Raw genomic sequence first — 22,964 nt, forward strand, 5'->3', positions numbered from 1 at the left:
CTTGGCTTTGCAAACAAATTTTGTACAGACAATAATCGATAAAACGCTTTACAAAGCTAAGGTGATCGGATTAAAATTCCGCACCATTTTTGATCAAGCTGGTTAGCGACCAAACATAAATGAGAGTTAGCTCGATGGGTAACTTCTCTGATTTGGCGATGAATGACCAGCGATAATGAATAACCCCTGAGGTGAAAGGCATATGCCAATAGTTAAAGTACGTGAAAACGAACCGTTCGACGTTGCACTACGTCGTTTCAAGCGCTCTTGTGAAAAAGCAGGTATCCTTTCTGAAGTGCGTCGTCGTGAGCATTACGAAAAACCTACTACAGTTCGCAAACGCGCTAAAGCAGCAGCTCAAAAGCGTCACGCTAAGAAGCTAGCTCGCGAAAACGCTCGTCGCGTTCGCCTGTACTAATAACTGAATCCCATAAGGAATCCAGTTATGGCTCTTATTGACCAACTCAAAGAAGAGCAGAAATTAGCGATGAAAGCCAAGGACAAATCGCGCCTTGGCACTATTCGTTTAGCCCTTTCAGCAATTAAGCAACGTGAAGTCGACGAGCGGATCACTCTGACCGACGATGACATTATTGCAATTCTGGTAAAAATGGTTAAACAGCGTCGCGATTCTGTCGCTCAATTTGAATCGGCTAATCGTCAAGATTTGGCTGATACTGAGAAAGCTGAAATCACTGTGTTAGAGGCCTTCATGCCTCAACCGCTTACTGAAGATGAAGTTGTTGCATTAATTGTTAATGCAATAGAAGAATCTGGTGCTGCGGGCATGCAAGACATGGGCAAAGTGATGGGTGTGTTAAAACCTCAGATTCAAGGGCGTGCAGAAATGGGTAAAGTCAGTGGTTTAGTTCGCGCTAAACTCGCTTAAACCCAAATCATATTGCAGCAAGCCGTGCTATCCTTTGGACGCACGGCTTGTTTGTATCTAATGTAATCTTTTCTTTTTTCTTAGGTTTTATGGCAGGACACATCCCTAGAAGTTTTATCGATGACCTTCTTGCTCGACTTGATATTGTCGACATTGTCGATGCACGCGTGAAACTTAAGAAAAAAGGTAAGAACTACGGCGCTTGCTGCCCATTCCACAACGAAAAAACCCCCTCTTTTAGCGTAAGCCAAGAAAAACAGTTCTATCACTGCTTCGGCTGTGGTGCCCATGGCAACGCTATCGACTTCATGATGGAATACGAACGCTTAGAGTTCGTTGAAGCCATTGATGAACTGGCCTCTTTTTTAGGTTTAGACGTACCTCGAGAGCAAAGAAGCGGCAATGTCAGCAATCAACCGACAGTCAACACAGAACAAAAACGTAACCTGTATGATTTGATGGGCAGTATTTCACAGTTCTATCGTAGTCAATTAAAAAGTGCGAACAGTAAAGTCGCCATTGATTACCTAAAAGAGCGCGGTTTATCCGGTGAAATTGTTCAAAAGTTTGGTATCGGTTATGTCGCCGATGAGTGGGATTCTGTCCGCAAGAATTTTGGTCAACAGCGTCACGCAGAAGATATGCTCGTCACTGGCGGCATGTTGATTGAGAACGACAAGGGCAATAGATACGATCGCTTTCGTGGTCGAATTATGTTCCCGATTCATGATCGTCGTGGGCGAGTCATCGGATTTGGTGGCCGGGTTTTAGGCGATGGTACGCCAAAGTACCTTAACTCCCCTGAAACACCAATATTCCATAAAGGCAAAGAGCTTTACGGGCTCTATGAAGTCATGCAAGCCTATCGAGAGCCACCACAAATCTTAGTGGTTGAGGGCTATATGGATGTCGTTGCCCTCGCACAATATGGAGTCGATTACTCTGTGGCTTCGCTAGGAACATCGACCACTGGCGATCACTTACAGGTGCTGTTTCGACAAACTCATACCGTTGTTTGTTGCTACGATGGTGACCGAGCTGGGCGTGAAGCCGCTTGGCGGGCTCTAGAAAATGCGCTGAGTTATCTCAAAAGTGGTCATACACTTAAGTTCCTATTCTTGCCCGATGGTGAAGATCCTGATAGCTTTATTCGTAAACATGGCAAAGAAGCGTTCGAAAAAGAGATTCACCAGGCGAGCCCCCTGTCTGACTATTTAATTGATAATTTGGTTAGCACTCAGAATATTAACCTAGGCACCAGTGAAGGTAAGTCAACATTACGCACACTTGCTAACAATTTGATAGATAAAATCCCGGATGCCAGCTTACAAAAAGAGTTGGATGAAAAGCTGGATAAACTGACTGGCTTTATGGGCCAAGGAAAGCGTCGACAAGCAAACACAAAAGAAACGCGACCTCAACCGCATAAAGAGATCAAGCGCACACCAATGCGAGAAGTTATCGCTTTGCTTATTCAAAATCCGAGCTATGCTGATATGGTACCCGATCTCTCCCCTGTGAGAGAAATATCACTACCTGGGTTAACTTTATTGGTAGAAGTCCTTGAATACTGTCGAACGCATCCCCATATCAACACGGGCCAATTGTTAGAACAATGGCGCAACAGTAAAAATGAGGCACTTCTGTCTCGTCTCGCCAGCTGGGAGATCCCTGCAAATGAAGACAATCAAGAAGACATTTTTTTAGACTCACTGGACAAAATTTTGGCCCAGTGTGTTGAAAAACAAATTGAAAACCTACAAGCCAAAGCAAGAAGTATCGGTTTATCAGCCGACGAAAAAAGGGAGCTACTAGCGCTAATGCTAGATTTAAAAGCGTAACCCTATTGCCTTGGTTAGCAATGGAACGATTTGTTATTACTCGTGGTTTGCATTTCGCATACCAAATCCGTCACTAGATACGAAGTTGGATACCGTCTATGGATCAAAATCCGCAGTCACAGCTAAAACTACTTGTCATCAAAGGCAAGGAGCAAGGCTATCTGACGTACGCCGAAGTAAATGACCACCTGCCAGCAGAAATTGTAGATTCTGAACAGGTAGAAGATATCATTCAAATGATCAACGATATGGGCATTAAGGTAGTAGAAACTGCTCCTGATGCTGATGATCTTGCGCTGAATGAAGACAACACTGTCACAGATGAAGATGCTGCCGAAGCTGCTGCTGCTGCGCTATCAAGCGTGGAGAGCGAAATTGGTCGTACAACCGATCCTGTCCGCATGTACATGCGTGAGATGGGTACCGTTGAACTTCTGACGCGTGAAGGTGAAATTGATATCGCGAAACGCATTGAAGATGGTATTAACCAAGTTCAAAGCGCCGTTGCTGAATACCCTGGCACCATTCCTTACGTCCTAGAGCAATTTGATCGTGTTTTAGCTGAAGAACTTCGCTTAACAGACCTGATTAATGGTTTTGTTGACCCGAACGACGATGGAACAGCAGCGCCAACCGCCACCCACATTGGTTCAGAGTTAGCGAAAACAGATCTTGCTGACGAAGATGGCGAGAAGAAAGAAGACGAAGAAGACGTTGAGGAAGAAGAAGAGGAAGATACAGGTATTGACCCTGAACTTGCTTTAGAAAAGTTCACCTCACTACGCAATACCTATCAGAACCTTCAACTCGCGATTAACGAACATGGCGCTGACAGCAGTAAAGCATCGAAAGCAACAGAGCTTCTTCAAGAAGTCTTTGCCGAATTCCGCTTAACGCCTAAACAATTTGATTACTTAGTGAATGAACTGCGCACCTCTATGGATCGCGTTCGTACTCAAGAACGTTTGATCATTCGTCAAACCGTTGAATACGGTAAAATGCCGAAGAAATCATTTGTTGCCCTCTTCACTGGTAATGAATCTTCCGACGCATGGCTAGACGAGGCACTTGCTTCTGATAAGCCATATGCCGAAAAAGTGAAACGCAGCGAAGAAGAGATTCGTCGTTCGATTCTAAAACTGTCGATCATCGAAAAAGAAACAAACCTAACGGTTCAAAGCATCAAAGACATTAGCCGACGTATGTCGATAGGTGAAGCGAAAGCTCGCCGTGCTAAGAAAGAGATGGTTGAAGCAAACTTACGTCTAGTCATCTCGATTGCTAAGAAGTATACAAACCGTGGTCTTCAATTCCTGGATCTTATCCAAGAAGGTAACATTGGTTTGATGAAAGCGGTTGATAAGTTTGAATACCGTCGTGGTTACAAATTCTCAACTTACGCAACTTGGTGGATTCGTCAGGCAATCACTCGTTCAATTGCTGACCAGGCTCGTACTATCCGTATTCCGGTTCACATGATCGAAACGATCAACAAACTGAACCGTATCTCTCGTCAAATGCTACAAGAGATGGGCCGTGAGCCGTTACCGGAAGAACTTGCTGAGCGCATGCAAATGCCTGAAGACAAGATCCGCAAAGTACTGAAGATTGCCAAAGAGCCAATCTCTATGGAGACACCAATCGGTGACGACGAAGATTCGCATCTAGGTGACTTCATTGAAGATACCACTCTAGAGCTACCACTAGACTCAGCCACATCAACCAGTCTACGTGGCGCAACAAAAGACGTGCTTGCCGGTTTAACACCTCGCGAAGCAAAAGTTCTGCGTATGCGTTTTGGTATCGACATGAACACGGACCATACGCTTGAAGAAGTGGGTAAACAGTTCGATGTTACTCGTGAACGTATCCGTCAGATTGAAGCAAAAGCTTTACGTAAACTTCGTCACCCTAGCCGCTCAGAAACCCTGCGCAGCTTCCTAGATGAGTAATTCGTCGTCAATATAAGAAAAGGTGAGTGAAAGCTCACCTTTTTTGTATCTGATTGGTTTAAGTGGATAAAAACTGAGCGCAATTGCCCACTGCAGTGGGTAGACATGCTTGTTTCCTTCCCCTATAATCGTTCACCTAATTCGGCCCCTTAGCTCAGTGGTTAGAGCGCACGACTCATAATCGTTCGGTCCCCAGTTCAAATCTGGGAGGGGCCACCAAATTAGAAAAGGCGTAGAAGGTTAATACCTGCTACGCCTTTTTTGCATCTAATGATTATGGGTGTAGTTACGGGTGTAACATTTCATAGTGTGGCTGAAAAACCTGTTCCTTACGCACGCAGAACACCCCCACCTGTTAAGTAAACATTTTCCAGTTACCAACATCCGCCGCTTCACCGATTGATTGAGCGATATCATCAAGGTCTTGAGTCTCTTTTAATCGTCGTAGCACACGCCAGATAGTAACCGAGCAAACGTCAATTACTCTTTAAGTAGATGGCACCCATTTTAGAGAGTAAATATTTTTGTTTTGGGCTGTTGGGTGAATCAGGGTATAACATCTCAACATACCCATTATCTAACGCTGGTTTAAGGTATTTCTTTCTAAATGTTGGTCTATGCTTTAAACCAACAGCTTGCATCATCTCAACAAACGTCGCATGCCCAAGCTCATTTAAAACACTCAAGAGTTCAATAGACACATCGACGAACGCCTCTTGAGGAGCATAAGCATTGATATTTTCAGGGCTATCAATCTCTAACAATGCCGTCAACAACGCTTTTAGCATAAAGCTTATAAATGGTGACGCCTCACTAATGCGATCAGATTCAGACAATGCTTGATAGTAGTCGTCTTGCTTATCTCTAATCACGGTTTCAACGGGTACATAAGCAAATAGTGGTTGCCACTTACTAAGCACTAGCGTTTGCCATAACCTTCCCATCCTTCCATTGCCATCAGCAAAGGGGTGAATGAATTCAAATTCATAATGAAAGATACAACTAGCAATCAAAGGATGAACATCGGTACGATTTAACCAATCCAAGAGTTCCGCAATAAGAACAGGAACTCTATCAGCAGGTGGTGGCATATGTATTAGTGCATCACCTCGATAGATACCAACACCACCACGACGAAAACAACCTGCTTGTTCATCTAAACCAAACATAAGCTGACCATGCCCACTTAATAAATCATTCACTGAGGTAGCAGACCAAGCAGCCAGTTTTTCATAAGCAGAAAACGCATTGTTTACTTCCTGTATTTCTCTGGGTAGGCCTAGAACTCGCTTGCCTTCAATAACAGCCGTCACTTGCTCTAGTGATAACGTATTATTTTCTATCGCCAGTGTAGCCTGAATGGTTTTAATCCTGTTGTCTCTTCTCAGTTGAGGCGAAAGAAAATCTGGATTGGTGACTTCTAAACGACCAAGTAAACCGCTAATTTCAGCAACCATGTTTAGGATGTCATTACTAATGCTAAAAGGGGGTGTATAGGCCATTTCTATTCTCTTTTTTATTATGTTTGCCACTATAGCTTAACTTGATCGCTTACTTGATCGCTAGCTTGATCGGTAGTTAATCGCTTACTTAGTCGTGATTTCAGGTTAAAAATGGTTAACTAAGCAATAAACCAAATGAAGAACGCTGATGAAAAAATCACGCTATACAGAATCGTAGATCGTTAAGATCTTGAAGGAAATTGAAGCTGGCCGAAAAGCATCTGATGTCTGTCGGGAATACGGTATTTAAGATGCTACATATTATAACTGTTACTCCAAATACGGCGGTATGAATAGCTCGGATATGAAGCGATTGAAAGAGCTTAAAGAAGAGAACCGATGATTAAAACAAATGTACGAACATTTGAGTTTTGATCACTCCATTATTAAAGACGTTATCGAAAAAAAAGCGGTAAAGTCATTGGTTCGCTGTGTCGTAAACAACATATAAAAGGCCTGAGAGCGTTTGTGCTTCTCAGGCCTTTTATCTGTTGTACCCTCATTTTGCTTTGCTACAGATACTGTACACCAGATACAACGACGGGAGCGATTAGCTCCCGTCAATTCCAGCTCAGCAAACAAAGGTAATGTCATTATTTTTATAGCGTTTTAACGCAGATCCAAAGTAACAACAATCTTCCTTAATTAATATTACAGTTGGACGTTTTGTGAGCAGTGATTGATTTAGTTACAAAAAAAGGGGCAAGATCGCATCGAGAAGGTGTGCGACTGGTTCGTTCTCGATAAAGCTAGAGAGAAACTCTTGTAACCTCCCCTATGTCATCAACAATAATCGCCCTAAAGCGACTGCCTATTTATCATCATTCACTATTCACTACTCACTACTAAGCATTCACAAAATCAATGCATCTTCACCTGTCATTAACTTTCATTAAGAATCTATGAGTTGTGAAATTTCAAGATAAAATGAATCCCAAAGTAAAAAATACCGACCGAAATCACATTAAAGGTCACAGAAAGATCATAAATAGCAATAATGGTGACTTTTATCACAATTTATTTTTAATTAAAAAATCAAAAATAGAGACATTTATCACGCATGATTTTATTGACTTATTGTTTTTTCTTATTTTGTAAGTTAATTACATGCTAACAACTTGATGCCAGTCACCTAAAATTAACAAAATCATTACGATGATGAGAGAATAGTCACAAAAAACCCGTTGTCAGTTCTAAAATTAATTTATGTGGTAGATTGATTGAGTACTAAGCAACCAACGGTTTTAGCGGACCGTTACCACACAAAATTAAATAGAACATCAAACGGGGAATTCTAATGATATCACCAGATGCTAAGATCAAGATACAAAATTTTGGTCGCTTCCTATCTAACATGGTAATGCCAAATATTGGCGCCTTCATCGCTTGGGGATTTATTACCGCACTCTTTATTCCAACTGGCTGGCTTCCAAACGAAACTCTTGCGGCCATGGTTGGCCCAATGATCACCTACCTATTACCTTTATTGATCGGTTATACCGGCGGTAAATTAGTCGGCGGAGAACGCGGCGCGGTAGTCGGTGCAATTACAACAATGGGCGTGATTGTCGGGACTGACATCCCAATGTTTATGGGGGCAATGATGGTTGGCCCAATGGGCGGCTGGGCAATAAAAGTCTTTGACCAAAAAGTTGAAGGGAAAGTGAAAAGCGGTTTTGAGATGTTGGTCAACAATTTCTCTGCCGGCATTATCGGAATGGTATGTGCCATCATCGCTTTCTTTTTTATCGGGCCATTTGTAAAAATATTATCTGCTGGTCTTGCTGGCGGAGTACACTTTTTAGTGGAAGCACACCTTCTGCCTCTCACCTCTATTTTTGTTGAACCAGCTAAAATCCTTTTCCTAAATAACGCCATTAACCACGGTATATTTTCTCCTCTGGGTATTCAGCAAGCCTCTGAAGCAGGCCAATCGATTTTCTTCCTTATCGAAGCAAATCCAGGCCCTGGTTTAGGTATCTTGCTTGCGTACATGGTGTTTGGTAAAGGCACAGCAAAACAAACCGCTGGTGGCGCATCGATTATTCATTTCTTCGGTGGTATCCACGAGATTTATTTCCCATACATCTTGATGAACCCTAGATTAATTCTTGCAGCCATTGCTGGTGGTATGACAGGCGTATTTGTTCTGACGGTCTTTGATGCGGGAATTGTTTCTCCTGCTTCACCAGGATCAATCTTTGCTGTGTTACTGATGACTCAGAAAGCTTCAATCGTCGGCGTCCTAGCCTCTATCATTTCATCCGCTGCGGTTTCATTTGCCGTTGCCTCGGTATTAATGAAAACACAAACCACAACCGATGAAGATGGAGACGAATCAGCGCTAAATAAAGCGACATCTCAAATGAAAAATATGAAGTCAGCTTCTAAAGGCGCAACGGTTGCTCACCAAAATAAAGGCAACATCGATTTAGCCAATGTGCAAAGCATTGTTGTCGCTTGTGATGCAGGAATGGGGTCTAGTGCTATGGGTGCTGGTCTATTGCGAAAAAAAATTCAAGAAGCGGGTTTAGCCATTAATGTCACTAATCTTGCGATTAACAGCCTTACAGAAGGTGCCGATATTGTGATTACTCATAAAGACCTGACTGATCGTGCTCGCATGCATGCTGAAAATGCACACCACATTTCATTAACGAATTTCCTAGACAGTGGAATGTACAACCAGCTCGTAGCAAAACTATTGTCTGCGCAAAAGAATACCGCGGCCAACGAAGACAACATTGGCAAGATGTCAGTATTAGCGGCGAACGACGACAGCTTTGAGCAAACTCAACCTTCTGTCTTCCAAATTCAAAGCAAGAATATTCACCTCGGGTTAAAAGCGGATAATAAAAACGATGCGATTCGCTTTGCCGGTAACAAACTCGTTGAGCTTGGTTATGTAGAGCCAGAGTATGTCGATGCCATGTTTGAGCGTGAAAAATTGGTCCCAACTTACCTTGGTGAATCTATTGCTGTTCCTCATGGAACCGTAGAAGCAAAAGATCGTGTAAAGAAAACGGGCATAGTGATTTGCCAATATCCATCGGGTATTCAATTCACCGACGATAAAGACGATGTGGCGAAACTGGTTATCGGTATTGCTGCTAAAAATGACGAACATATTCAAGTTATTACCTCAATAACGAATGCGCTCGATGAGCCAGATGCCATCGAAAAGCTGACTAAGACACAGGATGTGAATGAGATTCTAAACATCCTATCTGGTCATCAAGCCGCATAAAGTTTTGCTCCTGAGCAAAAGAGGTCAACTGCGCCCCCTATTCGGTTGACCTCACCCAGAAGCAGAATCGTTATCCATTTATATATTTTGAGTAGGTAAGATTATGAAAAATGCAGTTCATTTTGGTGCTGGTAATATTGGCCGTGGCTTCATTGGTAAGTTACTCGCAGACGCTGACGTTGCCGTCACCTTTGCCGACGTAGATGAACCACTAGTGGATCAGCTCAGTCACAAACAGGAATATAAAGTCAAGGTTGTTGGTTCGAAGTGTCAAACGGACACGGTCACCCATGTCACTGCTGTTAATTCGGCGAGCGAAGATGTCATTGACCAAATCGTAAAAACCGATTTAGTGACAACAGCCGTCGGTCCAAACGTTCTCGACATCATCGCTAAGACTATTGCAAAGGGAATCGAGAAACGTTTCATCTCAGGGAATCAAAAGCCCCTTAATATCATTGCTTGTGAAAATATGGTTCGTGGGACGACGCATTTAAAAGGCGAAGTTTACAAATACTTAGATGAATCATTGCACCATCAAGCAGAGATTCTTATTGGGTTTGTTGATTCAGCCGTTGATCGTATCGTTCCTCCTACCTCGGCAGCCAATGACGATCCTCTCGAGGTGACGGTTGAAAGCTTCAGTGAATGGATTGTTGACGAGCAACAATTTAAAGGTGAAATACCTGATATTGATGGTATGGAAAAGACCTCAAACCTAATGGCGTTCGTTGAACGTAAACTGTTTACTCTTAACACAGGTCACTGTGTTACTGCCTACCTAGGGTGCCTCAAAGGACACCCTACGATTCGTGATGCCATTGAAGATAAAGAGATTCGAGACGAAGTGAAACAAGCGATGCTCGAAAGCGGTGAAGTACTGATTCAACGTTATGGCTTTGATCGTGATATCCACAATGCGTACATTAACAAGATTCTAGATCGCTTTGCCAACCCATACCTTATTGATGAAGTGGATCGTGTAGGACGTCAACCGATTCGAAAATTGGGTGCTAATGATCGATTAATCAAACCGCTATTAGGTACAATCGAGTATCACCTTGAAAATAAAACGCTTTTAAAAGGCATTGCTGCCGCTTTAAAATACACAAACGCTACCGATCCACAGGCCGTCGAGTTACAGCAGTCGATACAGACACAAGGTATTAAAAAAACCTTAGCGCAATATACGGGCTTAGCTGAATCAAGCGAAGAAGTGAAAAACATTGAGCTAATTTTCAATCAACTATAGACAAATAGGGGCTTAACGCCCCTTTTATCGTAATTTTAAAAGAAGTGTATGCCCATTAATATCAACGAAACTGAGATCATCGAACAGCTAAATAACGCACCTTCTGTGCGGGGTTTTTTTATTGCGACCGTCGACGTTTTCAGCGATTCCATCGATGCTTTAGTTCAGCGAATATTTCGTAAAGATAATTTTGCCGTGCAGTCGGTCGTCGGGCCACTGTTGCAAGACACTGGCCCGTTGGGCGATCTTTCTGTTCGTTTAAAATTGCTGTTTGGCTTGGGGGTCCTTCCCGATGAGGTATATCACGACATCGAGGATATTATTAAGCTCAAAAATAAACTGAATAACGATGCGGCTGATTATCAATTCACTGATCCTAATATTCTTCTACCAATAAAAGAACTCAACCTAGTCAAAAAAATGGGCATGGTTCAACTTGAAGTCACTGAGCCTGATGACGATGTTAATATTGAGTTCTATCACCTTCAATTACAGCGCCAACAGCAAATTATTAAATCAAGCCTATCACTGGCTATTGTCGATATCTGCAATGAACTCGGCAAGGACAGTCCATTCTAGCCTTTTCTCCTTTTGATTCACCAGTCATTGCTAGCCAAACAGACTTGGTAAAAACACGGCGCACTTTGCCATTAATGGTTCTCCTACTACGACCTCAATAAAGAAAATAAAAAGCCAAGGCGATGACCTTGGCTTCAAATGTAACTAATTGTCGTTTAGCTCTCTGGCCATTTATTCCACTGTAACAGCTTTAGCTAGATTTCTAGGTTGATCGACATCCGTACCTTTGATCAGCGCGACATGGTATGACAGTAACTGCATTGGAACCGTATAAAAAATAGGGGCTGTAATATCACTCACATGAGGCATTTTGATGATTTTCATGTTCTCATCACTTTCAAAGCCCGCCATTTCATCAGCAAAAACATACAACAAACCGCCACGAGCCCTTACCTCTTCGACATTCGATTTTAACTTTTCCAGTAAATCATTATTTGGTGCGACAACAACTACGGGCATATCGGCATCAATCAACGCAAGAGGCCCATGTTTAAGTTCACCAGCGGCATAGGCTTCAGCATGGATGTATGATATTTCTTTCAGCTTCAATGAGGCTTCCATAGCAATAGGATAGAACTCACCGCGCCCCAAGAATAATGTGTGTTGTTTATCAGCAAAATCCGGAGCCAACGCTTCAATTTCTTTATCGAATGATAAAGCGTGTTCAATTTGAGCCGGTAACGCGTGTAAAGCCTCGACGATTTCCGTTTCCTTTTCACGATTGATCACGCCTTTTTGCTTCCCAAGAGCAGTCACCATCATCAATAAAGCAGCCAGTTGTGTAGTGAAGGCTTTTGTTGATGCGACACCTATCTCGGTACCTGCACGCGTCATAAACGCAAAATCAGATTCACGCACTAAAGACGACCCCGCGACATTACATACGGTCATCGCTGCCATGTAGCCTTTTTCTTTCGCCAGACGAAGAGCTGCAAGCGTGTCTGCTGTTTCACCTGATTGAGAAAGCGTAACCAGCAGACTGTTTGGGCGTGTCACAAATTTTCTGTAACGGAATTCAGACGCAATTTCTACATCACAGCTGACCCCAGCTAAGGATTCAAACCAGTAGCGAGCCGCCATTCCTGAATTGTATGAGGTACCACACGCGATAATTTGAACGTGTTCGACCTGATTCAGTATCTCTTCGGCATTAACGCCAATGGCATTCGTCACCACGGAATCAGCGGAAATACGCCCTTCCATCGTGTTGATTAATGCCGTTGGTTGCTCGAATATTTCTTTCTGCATGAAGTGACGGTATTTGCCTTTGTCACCAGCATCATGCTCAGCATTTGATTCCACCACTTCGCGATTAACACGCTCACCAGCGACATCAAAGACATTAACTTCACGACGTGTAACCTCGGCAACGTCCCCTTCTTCGAGATACATGAAGCGGCGAGTTACGTTAAGCAGTGCCAATTGATCAGAAGCCAAAAAGTTTTCACCGACACCGAAACCAATAACGATAGGACTGCCTGAACGCGCCACAACAATACGGCTAGGATCCTTGCGATCAACGACAACGGTGCCGTAAGCACCATCTAATTGTTTGGCTGTCTTTTGCAACGCTTCAACCAGAGAGTGTGAAGTGCGACGTTCCCATTCAACAAGATGAGCAATAACCTCTGTATCGGTTTGAGAGGTAAACTCATAGCCACGCTCTTTTAGCAGAGTGCGCAGTGCTTCATGATTTTCGATAATACCGTTGTGTACAACTGCAATATCACCTGACATATGAGGGTGAGCGTTCGCTTCCGAAGGTTCACCGTGTGTCGCCCAGCGAGTATGCGCAATACCAGTACCGCCAATCACATGTTGCTCGTCTACTGCGTCTGCTAGCTCTTGTACTTTACCTAGGCGGCGTACACGAGTCAGGTTAGATTCGCTATCAACCACAGCAACACCCGCCGAGTCATACCCACGATACTCAAGGCGACGAAGGCCCTCTACTAAAATCTCGGCCACATCACGCTGCGCAACGGCACCTACAATTCCACACATAGTATTACTCCATTATATTTTTATTGTGTTCATCCCCAAGGCGGCAAGCGAAAGCCATAAAATAGGGACTTTGTCTTTTCTAACATTCTTTTTAAGCGAGATTTTTACGCGAGAATGACTCGCACATTATTGGATTCAATCTCAGCACAATGTTCAGGTGAAAGATCGCTATCGGTCACCAATACATCGATGCTTTCCCAGCCCAATTCTAAATTAGGGATTTTTCGGCCCAGTTTTTCAGATTCAACCATCACCACGACTTCCCGCGACACCTCAGCCATGACCTTGCTTAAACCAACTAACTCATTAAATGTAGTCGTTCCTCGGCTAAGATCGATCCCATCGGCGCCAATAAATAGCTGGTCAAAATCGTAAGAGCGCAAAACAGATTCTGCAACTTGCCCTTGAAAGGACTCAGAGTGAGTATCCCAAGTGCCACCAGTCATTAATAAGGTTGGCTCGCTTTCAAGATCATTCAGCGCATTCGCGACATTTAAAGAGTTGGTCATCACCACTAATCCGTTTTTATGATTCAGCTGCTGTATAAGCGCAGCAGTGGTGCTGCCACTGTCAATCACAATGCGATTATGATCTCGAATGAGATTCGCAGCGGCGGTTGCCAGTTTGATCTTTCGAGGCGAAACTTTAGGGCCAAGCTCTTCATTGACGACTTCTTTAGGTAGTGCAATTGCACCACCATAGCGTCTTAATAGCTGGCCATTTTTCTCAAGCTCAGCCAGATCCTTTCTAATCGTGACTTCAGATGTTGTAAACTTACAGGATAATTCCTCTACGCTGACTTCTCCTAACTCGATAATTAGGTTTGAAATAGCGTGCCTTCTGAGCTGTGTGTTTCGTTTCGACATCAAAAAATCCACTTTAAGTTTCAAACTGAAAGTAATTATAGTCAAAGCGAAAGATAATCGTCCATTTATTTCGAACTAAAAAATAAATATTTCATACCAAAACCTTGTCCTAAGACAACTCTATACCGTGATATTGAAATGATTCGGTGGTAGAATTGCGCCCGAAAAGAAAATAAATTACAGAATTAGTCGTTATTTGTTTGCAAACTTACCCAATCAAGTAGGGTGAGTCCCATAAAAACCCAATATTTGCGCTTTTGCTTGGTCATAAAATGACTAAATCAAGTGAAAGACTTACAAGAATGATGTAGTTATTTAAAAACCAATGAGTTTTGGCTAATAAGAAATGCTAAACGCAGGTTCTACATTAACAATGACAAACCAATTTCAAATTTAAACATTACTTACCGGAGAGTATCTTCCATGAAAAAGACCAAAATCGTATGTACGATCGGCCCAAAAACTGAATCTGTTGAGAAACTAACTGAGCTAGTAAATGCAGGCATGAACGTAATGCGCCTGAACTTCTCACACGGTGACTTTGCAGAGCACGGCACTCGTATTGCGAACTTCCGCACTGTAATGGAAGCAAAAGGCGAGCAACTTGCTATCCTTCTTGACACTAAAGGTCCTGAAATCCGCACGATCAAACTAGACGGCGGCAATGATGTTGACCTAGTGGCTGGTCAAGAGTTCACTTTCACAACTGATGCTTCAGTTGTAGGTAATAAAGATATCGTTGCTGTTACTTACCTAGGTTTTGCTAAAGACCTAACGGCTGGTAACACTATTCTAGTCGATGACGGCCTAATCGAAATGGAAGTTATCTCAACGTCTGAAACAGAAGTTAAGTGTAAAGTTCTTAACAACGGCGCTCTAGGCGAAAACAAAGGTGTTAACCTTCCTGGCGTTTCTGTTCAACTTCCAGCTCTTTCTGAAAAAGACAAAGCTGACCTTAAATTTGGTTGTGAGCAAGGCGTTGATTTCGTTGCTGCTTCTTTCATCCGTAAAGAAGAAGATGTTAAAGAAATCCGTGCTCTTCTAAACGCTAATGGCGGCGAAAGCATCCACATCATCTCAAAAATTGAGAACCAAGAAGGTGTTGATAACTTCGATTCAATTCTTGAAGCGTCTGACGGCATCATGGTTGCTCGTGGCGATCTAGGTGTTGAAATCCCAGCTGAAGAAGTAATTTTCGCTCAAAAAATGATGATCGAGAAGTGTAACCGTGCACGTAAGATGGTTATCACTGCAACTCAAATGCTTGATTCAATGATCAGCAACCCACGTCCAACTCGTGCTGAAGCGGGTGACGTTGCGAACGCTATCATGGATGGTACTGATGCAGTCATGCTTTCTGGCGAAACAGCTAAAGGTAAGTACCCTGTTGAAGCGGTCACTATCATGGCTCAAATCGCTAACCGTACTGACAGCGCTCTTAAAGCTGAACTAGGTTCTCGTTTAGACAGCCCACGTCTACGCATCACTGAAGCGGTATGTAAAGGCGCAGTAGACACAGCTGAGAAACTAGCGGCTCCTCTAATCGTTGTTGCTACTGAAGGCGGCAAGTCTGCACGTTCAGTACGTAAGTACTTCCCAACGGCAAACATTCTTGCTCTTACTACAAACAAGAAAACTGCAGCACAGCTAGTACTAACTAAAGGTGTTAAGCCAGTGCTTGTTGATTCAATCGAAAGCACAGATGCTTTCTACATCAACGGTAAGACAATTGCTCTTGAGTCTGGTCTTGGTAAGAAAGGCGACATCGTACTAATGGTTTCTGGTGCACTTGTTGCTTCAGGTACAACTAACACAGCTTCTGTTCACGTTCTTTAAGAACTGACTAGATTCTGATGTTAAAAAAGAGAGCTTCGGCTCTCTTTTTTGTTTCTATCGTTCTTAGATTTAAAGTCTTAATTCACCTATTTAAGGTAGGTGCTTACAGATCAACTCACTCATTCTCAAGCTTGTAAATCACATCGACTCTATCTCGAATCACGAGAGTTGAGTCTTGATAACTGCTACTTTCAGCCTCTGCGTCCATTGACATGGAGCGCATCAGAACAGGCTGAGTACTTGGCATGTTGTAGTCTATGCGCCATACGCCACCGATCTTTTGTTCAAAACCTTGCGCTAAGGACTTTGCTTTGGCATTGGCGTCTTTGATTGCAGCAAGTCGCGCTTGTTGTTGGTATTGACTTTCATCACGAACTTTTAGACGAATCGCATCAACCTGATTGATCCCTTCACTTAAAGCAATATCCAGATATTGATTAAGCTTGGTCAAATCATCCACTTTTACCGTCACAGTACGAGATGCACGATACCCCACCAGCTCTGGTTTGCCTTTTTTAGGGTAATGATATTGAGGGGTCAGATACAAATTGGAGCTATTAATGCTTTCGCTTGTCACGCTATGTTGGCTAAGCTGAACAATAAAGTCATCGACCACTGTATCCACAGATTGTTTGGCTTGTTCTGCGGTCATGGTCGTCTCAACCACTCTCACCGTAAACTCCGCTATATCTGGGGTTGCCTGAACTTCACCGTAACCCGTCGTCACAAGGTGAGGAAAGTTCGGCGCAGTGGCGAATGTATTGAAGCTCATCAAACCACTGGTTACTAAGGTCAAAATAGGTAACATCTTCATTTTTAATACCTTATAGTTTTATCACTTATATAATAGGCCATCCCTTACCATTGGCTACCATTTCACCAATAACCTGACATAACTTTTACCTAGACTTATCTTATTGCCATTGAGATTCACTCAGCCCTGTATTTCATCATATTAACGTCTGGAAGCTTATAGCGAGCAACAATAAAAAAGCGAGTCTCATACAACCCATATATCTCACATACTGGGCTGGATGAACTCGCTTTTTCTGTGGCAGACCGTTGCTATTCTGCCTAACCTAAAAATGTCTTTTTACTAATCGACTTTATTAAGGTGTACGTCCATTTGTGGGAATGGAATTTCGATATCATTTTCATCCAAAGCAATTTTTATCGCTTGAAGCGTATCGAAGTAAACATCCCAATAATCGGCGGTTTTACACCAAGGTCGCACGACGAAATTCACCGATGAATCAGCAAGAGCGCTGACACCAATTTGAATACCTTTCTCTTTAATTAAACGAGGGTCAGCTTCAAGTGTTTCGCGAATAACTTGTTCTGTTTTCTTTAGATCGGCACTGTATGACACACCAATAACGTGATCGACACGGCGAGTATCATGACGCGAATAGTTAGTGATTGGGCTGCCAATTACGCTACCATTCGGCACAACAACCATTTTATTGTCTGGTGTTGTTAGAACCGTTTGGAAAATCTGAATTGATTCAACTGAACCAGCTACACCGCCAATCTCCACGTAGTCGCCAGACTTAAACGGACGGAATGCTACGATCAATACACCTGCGGCAAAGTTTGAAAGCGAACCTTGTAATGCAAGACCAACGGCTAAACCAGCGGCACCAATAACAGCAACAACAGAAGCGGTTTGAACACCCAACCTGCCCAATGCAGCAATAAGAACAATCACAAACAACAGGTAACGAACTAGACCATGAACAAATTCAATAACAGCCTTGTCCATATCCTTTTTCTTTAAAACCTTAGCAACACTATTCGCCACTGCTTTAACGATCATATTACCGATGAACAGAATAAGTACTGCGGAAATAATGTTCACACCATATTGAACAAATAAATCGGAATTATTCGTTAACCACGTTTCAGCGTGTGTTAACCCATCAACCAAAGGAGTTTCAATCTCCAGTGAGCCATCTGCCATATCTTAGTCCTCTTAAAATACATCTAAACCAAACACATTTAACACCCGCAGCCTTAGAAACAAATCGTTACAAATGCCGTCGAATTTTTGGCACGATATCTTATTTATGGCGCATTGCAAAGTAAGAGTTTGGTTAACTTACGTTACTAGACCACTTTTGATAACAACCTGTTACAGGTTACGCATAAATGTAATGTTTCGCTAGGTTTAATAACGTCTTAGAAATGAATTTTAGGCATAAAAAAACCCGCCATAGGCGGGTTTTTGAAACGGTTATCGAAGACTAAATTATAGTACGTCGATAGCGTTAAGGTCAGCAAACGCTTTTTCTAGGCGAGTAACCATTGAAGCTTGACCTGCACGTAGCCATACGCGTGGATCGTAGTACTTCTTGTTTGGCGCAGCTTCGCCAGTTGGGTTACCGATTTGGCCTTGTAGGAAATCGAAGTTTTCAGCAGAGTAAGTACGGATACCGTCCCAAGTTGCCCACTGAGTATCAGTATCGATGTTCATTTTGATAACACCGTAGCCGATAGACTCTTGGATTTCTTCTTCAGAAGAACCAGAACCACCGTGGAATACGAAGTTTAGAGCGTTAGGTGCAATGCCGAACTTCTCTGCACAGTAAGCTTGAGAATCACGTAGGATAGTAGGAGTAAGTACTACGTTACCCGCTTGGTAAACACCGTGTACGTTGCCGAAAGAAGCAGCGATAGTGAAACGTGGGCTAACCGCGTTTAAGATTTCGTAAGCGTATGCAACATCTTCAGGAGAAGTGTATAGCTCAGATGCGTCCATATCAGTGTTATCAACACCGTCTTCTTCGCCACCAGTACAACCTAGTTCAATCTCAAGCGTCATGTCCATTTTAGCCATACGCGCTAGGTATTTAGCACAAGTTTCGATGTTCTCTTCTAGAGACTCTTCAGAAAGGTCAATCATGTGAGAAGAGAATAGAGGCTTACCCGTTTGTGCGAAGAACTCTTCACCAGCGTCTAGTAGACCGTCGATCCATGGAAGAAGTTTCTTAGCCGCGTGGTCAGTGTGAAGAATCACAGGAACGCCGTAAGAAGCAGCAACAGCGTGTACGTATTTTGCACCCGCTACAGCACCAAGGATTTGTGCACCTTGACCTTCAAGTTTTACGCCTTTACCAGCGAAGAAACCAGCACCGCCGTTAGAGAACTGAACAACAACAGGAGCTTTAACTTTAGCAGCTGCTTCTAGAACACCGTTGATTGAATCAGTATTGACTACGTTTACTGCAGGAAGAGCAAATTTGTTTTCTTTTGCTATTTCAAATACTTTCTGTACGTCATCGCCAGAAATTACACCAGGTTTTACAAAATCGAAGATCTTAGACATGGAAAAAGTCCTATTTATTCTATCGTTTTAAGATTAAAAAACTAAAGTTTAAAAACTTGCAAACGTTTGCTCACAACGCGCGCATTGTATCAAACAAACATAAAAAAAGCGGAAATTTTTATTCCCGCTTTCATCAATTACTTCTTAGCACGCTCTTCAAGCATTGCTACAGCTGGAAGTACTTTACCTTCAACAAACTCAAGGAAAGCGCCACCGCCAGTAGAAATGTAAGAAACGTCAGCTTTAATACCGAACTTGTCGATAGCAGCTAGGGTGTCGCCACCGCCCGCTACAGAGAAACCTGCAGAGTCAGCGATTGCTTTAGAAATACCCGCAGTACCCGCTTCAAAGTTTTTGAATTCGAATACGCCTACAGGGCCATTCCAAAGAATCGTTTTAGCATTGCCGATGATTTCAGCTAGAGCCGCTGTTGAATCTGGGCCAAGATCGAAGATCATGTCGTCGTCTTGAACTTCAGAAACGTGCTTGATTTCAGCTTCAGCATTTTCATCAAATGCTTTTGCACATGCAACGTCAGTCGCTACTGGAATCGCACACTCTTTCATGAGCTTTTGCGCCGTTTCAACTAGGTCTGCTTCGTAAAGAGACTTACCTACGTTGTGGCCTTCAGCTGCGATGAAGGTATTCGCAATACCACCGCCTACAACCAGTTGGTCAGCGATTTTAGAAAGAGATTCAAGAACCGTTAGCTTAGTCGATACTTTAGAACCACCAACAATAGCCACTAATGGACGAGCTGGGTTGTCCATTGCTCTACCAAGTGCTTCAAGTTCAGCCGCAAGAAGAGGGCCCGCACACGCAACAGGCGCGTAAGTACCAACACCGTGAGTAGAAGCTTGTGCACGGTGAGCCGTACCGAATGCATCCATTACAAAGATGTCACACAGTGCCGCGTACTGCTTAGAAAGTGCTTCTTCGTTCTTCTTTTCGCCTTTGTTAAAACGAACGTTTTCAAGAACAACAAGTTCACCCGCGTTTAGCTCTAGGCCATCTAGGTAATCTTTAGCGAGTTTAACGTCGCAATCTAGTGCGTCGTTTAGGTAGTTAACAACAGGAGCTAGAGAGAACTCTTCGTTGTATTCGCCTTCAGTAGGACGACCAAGGTGAGAAGTAACCATAACTTTTGCGCCAGCTTCTAGGCAAAGTTTGATAGTTGGTAGCGACGCAAGGATACGTGCATCTGAAGTTACTTTACCGTCTTTTACTGGCACGTTAAGGTCAGCACGGATGAAAATGCGTTTACCTGCAAGTTCCAGGTCAGTCATCTTGATTACAGACATGTTTGTCCTCTCAAATAATTTAATAAATAAAGTTTTTGGAAACCCGGCAACCCTGCCGAGCCTAATAATTCTTCAAACTGGTACTTATATGGAGATACATCGATTTATTTCAACCTTAGAAATAAATATTTCTCCACGGCATCCTTTCCATTCTATTTGAACTGGGATGCTTGCATTGCGAGCGCGGTATCCAGCATACGATTCGCAAAGCCCCATTCGTTATCACACCATACGAGCATCTTAACAAGGTGCCCATTGCTTACTCGTGTTTGTGAACCATCGACTATCGCGCTATGAGGATCGTGATTAAAGTCGATAGAAACAAGCGGCGCTTCAGTATAGTCAACAATGCCATCTAATGTACACTGAGATGCGGCCAAAATGGTTTGATTTACGTCATTAACTTTCACATTTGTATTAATTGTGACACTTAAATCCATGGCAGTGACGTTTACTGTGGGAACTCTGACAGAAATGGCTTCAAATTTGTTGGAAAATTTCGGAAAAATCCGTTCAATCCCCTTATGAAGCTTAGTGTCGACCGGAATAATAGATTGGCTGGCTGAGCGGGTTCGGCGCAGATCACTGTGATAAGCATCGATCACTTGCTGATCATTCATCGAAGAGTGAATCGTGGTAATCGTTCCAGATTCAATACCAAAGTGCTCATCAAGCACCTTAATGATTGGAACAATACAATTTGTTGTACAAGAGCCGTTAGACACGATTCTATCATTCTTCGTTAAGGTGTCATGGTTAACGCCATAGATGATGGTGTTATCAAGATCATTATCACCGGGATGGGAGAATAGAACTTTCTTTGCTCCAGCGGCAATATGCGCTTCCCCATCAGCGCGACAACCATAAACCCCGGTACAATCGAGAACAAGATCAACGTCGAGATCTCGCCAAGGCAGCAGGTCGATTTCTGCTAAGTGTAGAATACGAATTGAATCCGTTCTGTCTTTATCATGATGGATGTAAAGGTGCTCTTGATCATTACTGACTTTTTTGCCGAATCGACCATGGCTGGTATCGTATTGAAGCAAATGAGCCATCGCATCTGGCTGAGCTAGCTCATTGACAGCAACGATCTTAATTTGATGGTCTTTACCACTTTCATACAGTGCACGTAGAATGTTACGACCGATACGGCCAAATCCATTGATCGCTACTTTTAACATAATCCCATTGCCTTACTTCACTCGAATCGTCTTCATAAAGTTTGTGCTACAGATACTAACTGATAGTGGTGAAAAGCGCATCAATATCGTGACTTGCCTCGACTAATGCTAACACTCTGTTTGAGCAACCACGCCAACATATAGCATATTGATGATTGTGATGCTGACGTATTGGTGGTGTGTATTTTTGGCTGTTTCTTGCCTATTTTTTCAACCAAAAGGACCGCACTATGTCATACCCAGCTACTCACTTTTGTAAACAATGCAATCAAGACACCAAGCACGGTGAAGTCCTAGTACGCAAGCCTAGCAGCTACGATACACAGACAACCATGCGCGGTAGAATCTTACTGTTCTTGAGAGAGTTTATTAACGGCGGGCATTACTACAACATGGATCGTTATGTGACATGTAAAACGTGTGGTCATCGAGAGCTCGACAATAAAGGTAATGAATTCGAATAATGAACGCATTAAAAAACCGAGCAGTAGCTCGGTTTTTATTTTTCATCGGACTAAAGCGTGTTATTTTTCGTCTTCTTCGTCTTCTTCGCCTTCATCTTCTTCAACTAGCGCATCTTCACCTTCATAGTAAGTGCCCCAACCGTCATAAATAATGTCGTACTTCTCAGCAAGGTTAACTAGTTTTTCTACTTGTGCATCGATAGCTTCAGCGTCTAAAACTGACTCCATGGTTGCATCACAGCAAAGAAGCTTTTTGCCATCTTCATCTTCAGTCTCTTCTGCTTCTAGAACTTCAAAGCCCATCTTAAAGGCTTCTACTGCTGCTTTTTCTAACGTAGCAAAATCTTCTGCAAATAAATGATGTTCAATCTCGTACAGCGAATCGGGTTCACTACCATCTTCCAACAAGGCTTGAATGATATCGCGAGTCTCTTCCTTTTGAATCTCAATTAAGTCTTCTACTGATAGATAGTCATCTGCGTGAGACATAGTGTGTGCTCCGGATCGTGTTCATAAAATTGAAAATAATTGCAGCGAAATATCGCATGGTTCGAGAAAAATTGCCACCAACAAAGCGATCCTTGTCAGATCTTTATCTTAGAACGGTAGAATAAGCTGCGCCGTCATTGTTTGGTTTACATTTTTTCAACATTCATCACCCTATTGTAAAATTCAGAGTTTTATCTTACGAGTGTCATTCTCTATTTTGCGTCAAAAGTGCG

18 protein-coding genes, 1 tRNA gene and 1 pseudogene are annotated in these 22,964 nt (G+C 42.8%); 11 read left to right on the forward strand and 9 right to left on the reverse strand.

The genetic code is table 11. The features are described 5' to 3' along the window. Positions 1-202 precede the first annotated feature (202 nt). From rpsU to QF117_RS18805, 5 genes are all read left to right on the forward strand, one after another. Positions 203-418 (forward strand): 30S ribosomal protein S21, encoded by a 216-nt coding sequence (gene rpsU, locus QF117_RS18785; RefSeq protein WP_004396009.1) that lies wholly within the window; start codon positions 203-205, stop codon positions 416-418. A 27-nt stretch (positions 419-445) separates the two neighbouring features. Further along, positions 446-889 (forward strand): GatB/YqeY domain-containing protein, encoded by a 444-nt coding sequence (locus QF117_RS18790; RefSeq protein WP_282387570.1) that lies wholly within the window; start codon positions 446-448, stop codon positions 887-889. Positions 890-978: 89 nt separating this feature from the next. Then, a complete protein-coding gene (gene dnaG, locus QF117_RS18795; protein ID WP_282389525.1) occupies positions 979-2,730 on the forward strand; it encodes a DNA primase in 1,752 nt (583 codons plus the stop codon). Between the two features lie 98 nt (positions 2,731-2,828). Continuing rightward, positions 2,829-4,682, forward strand: coding sequence for an RNA polymerase sigma factor RpoD (gene rpoD, locus QF117_RS18800; RefSeq protein WP_282387571.1), 1,854 nt, complete (start codon positions 2,829-2,831; stop codon positions 4,680-4,682). Between the two features lie 143 nt (positions 4,683-4,825). Continuing rightward, a tRNA-Ile gene (locus QF117_RS18805) sits at positions 4,826-4,901 on the forward strand. Positions 4,902-5,158: 257 nt separating this feature from the next. Here the strand turns inward: QF117_RS18805 and QF117_RS18810 are convergent. Further along, a complete protein-coding gene (locus QF117_RS18810) occupies positions 5,159-6,184 on the reverse strand; it encodes a Fic family protein (protein WP_282387573.1) in 1,026 nt (341 codons plus the stop codon). Between the two features lie 178 nt (positions 6,185-6,362). Between QF117_RS18810 and QF117_RS18815 the strand changes: the two are divergent. The 4 genes and pseudogenes from QF117_RS18815 to QF117_RS18830 all read left to right on the forward strand — a co-directional run. Further along, positions 6,363-6,599 (forward strand): annotated as a pseudogene (locus QF117_RS18815) (transposase); the annotation flags it as partial. Between the two features lie 882 nt (positions 6,600-7,481). Beyond that, positions 7,482-9,431: a PTS mannitol transporter subunit IICBA gene (locus QF117_RS18820; protein ID WP_282387574.1), complete on the forward strand. Its 1,950-nt coding sequence runs from the start codon at positions 7,482-7,484 to the stop codon at positions 9,429-9,431. 103 nt (positions 9,432-9,534) lie between these two features. After that, entirely contained in the window at positions 9,535-10,683 is a 1,149-nt protein-coding gene (locus QF117_RS18825; RefSeq protein ID WP_282387575.1) for a mannitol-1-phosphate 5-dehydrogenase, read from the forward strand. A 48-nt stretch (positions 10,684-10,731) separates the two neighbouring features. Beyond that, positions 10,732-11,262 carry an MltR family transcriptional regulator gene (locus QF117_RS18830; protein WP_017038227.1) on the forward strand — a complete coding sequence of 177 codons (531 nt, stop codon included), beginning with the start codon at positions 10,732-10,734 and terminating at the stop codon, positions 11,260-11,262. A gap of 171 nt (positions 11,263-11,433) precedes the next feature. Here QF117_RS18830 and glmS read toward each other — a convergent pair whose 3' ends face one another. Next, the gene (glmS, locus tag QF117_RS18835; RefSeq protein ID WP_282387577.1) at positions 11,434-13,266 is read right to left on the reverse strand and encodes a glutamine--fructose-6-phosphate transaminase (isomerizing); all 1,833 of its coding nucleotides are present in this window, start codon (positions 13,264-13,266) and stop codon (positions 11,434-11,436) included. Positions 13,267-13,370: 104 nt separating this feature from the next. Then, on the reverse strand, positions 13,371-14,132 hold the full coding sequence (locus tag QF117_RS18840) for a DeoR family transcriptional regulator (RefSeq protein WP_282387578.1): 762 nt from the start codon (positions 14,130-14,132) through the stop codon (positions 13,371-13,373). Positions 14,133-14,555: 423 nt separating this feature from the next. On the opposite strand from QF117_RS18840, the gene pykF reads away from it, so the two are divergent. Continuing rightward, a complete protein-coding gene (gene pykF, locus QF117_RS18845) occupies positions 14,556-15,968 on the forward strand; it encodes a pyruvate kinase PykF (protein WP_017035149.1) in 1,413 nt (470 codons plus the stop codon). A 115-nt stretch (positions 15,969-16,083) separates the two neighbouring features. On the opposite strand, the gene QF117_RS18850 is transcribed toward pykF, so the two are convergent. The 5 genes from QF117_RS18850 to epd all read right to left on the reverse strand — a co-directional run bounded on the left by QF117_RS18850 (position 16,084) and on the right by epd (position 21,778). Next, positions 16,084-16,782, reverse strand: coding sequence for an oxidative stress defense protein (locus QF117_RS18850; RefSeq protein ID WP_282387579.1), 699 nt, complete (start codon positions 16,780-16,782; stop codon positions 16,084-16,086). Positions 16,783-17,064: 282 nt separating this feature from the next. Further along, positions 17,065-17,928 carry a small-conductance mechanosensitive channel MscS gene (mscS, locus tag QF117_RS18855; protein WP_282387580.1) on the reverse strand — a complete coding sequence of 288 codons (864 nt, stop codon included), beginning with the start codon at positions 17,926-17,928 and terminating at the stop codon, positions 17,065-17,067. 288 nt (positions 17,929-18,216) lie between these two features. Next, positions 18,217-19,293, reverse strand: coding sequence for a class II fructose-bisphosphate aldolase (gene fbaA, locus QF117_RS18860; RefSeq protein ID WP_282387581.1), 1,077 nt, complete (start codon positions 19,291-19,293; stop codon positions 18,217-18,219). Between the two features lie 137 nt (positions 19,294-19,430). Next, the gene (locus QF117_RS18865; RefSeq protein ID WP_282387583.1) at positions 19,431-20,594 is read right to left on the reverse strand and encodes a phosphoglycerate kinase; all 1,164 of its coding nucleotides are present in this window, start codon (positions 20,592-20,594) and stop codon (positions 19,431-19,433) included. A gap of 152 nt (positions 20,595-20,746) precedes the next feature. Continuing rightward, positions 20,747-21,778 (reverse strand): erythrose-4-phosphate dehydrogenase, encoded by a 1,032-nt coding sequence (epd, locus tag QF117_RS18870; protein WP_282387585.1) that lies wholly within the window; start codon positions 21,776-21,778, stop codon positions 20,747-20,749. Between the two features lie 230 nt (positions 21,779-22,008). Between epd and QF117_RS18875 the strand changes: the two genes are divergently transcribed. Beyond that, positions 22,009-22,242: a hypothetical protein gene (locus QF117_RS18875; RefSeq protein WP_017035143.1), complete on the forward strand. Its 234-nt coding sequence runs from the start codon at positions 22,009-22,011 to the stop codon at positions 22,240-22,242. Between the two features lie 60 nt (positions 22,243-22,302). Here the strand turns inward: QF117_RS18875 and rraB are convergent, their stop codons facing one another. Then, complete coding sequence (gene rraB, locus QF117_RS18880; protein ID WP_282387587.1) at positions 22,303-22,731, reverse strand: ribonuclease E inhibitor RraB; 429 nt, start codon at positions 22,729-22,731, stop codon at positions 22,303-22,305. Between the last annotated feature and the right edge of the window lie 233 nt (positions 22,732-22,964).

The sequence above is a fragment of the Vibrio sp. YMD68 genome (genome assembly GCF_029958905.1).
GTDB lineage: Bacteria > Pseudomonadota > Gammaproteobacteria > Enterobacterales > Vibrionaceae > Vibrio.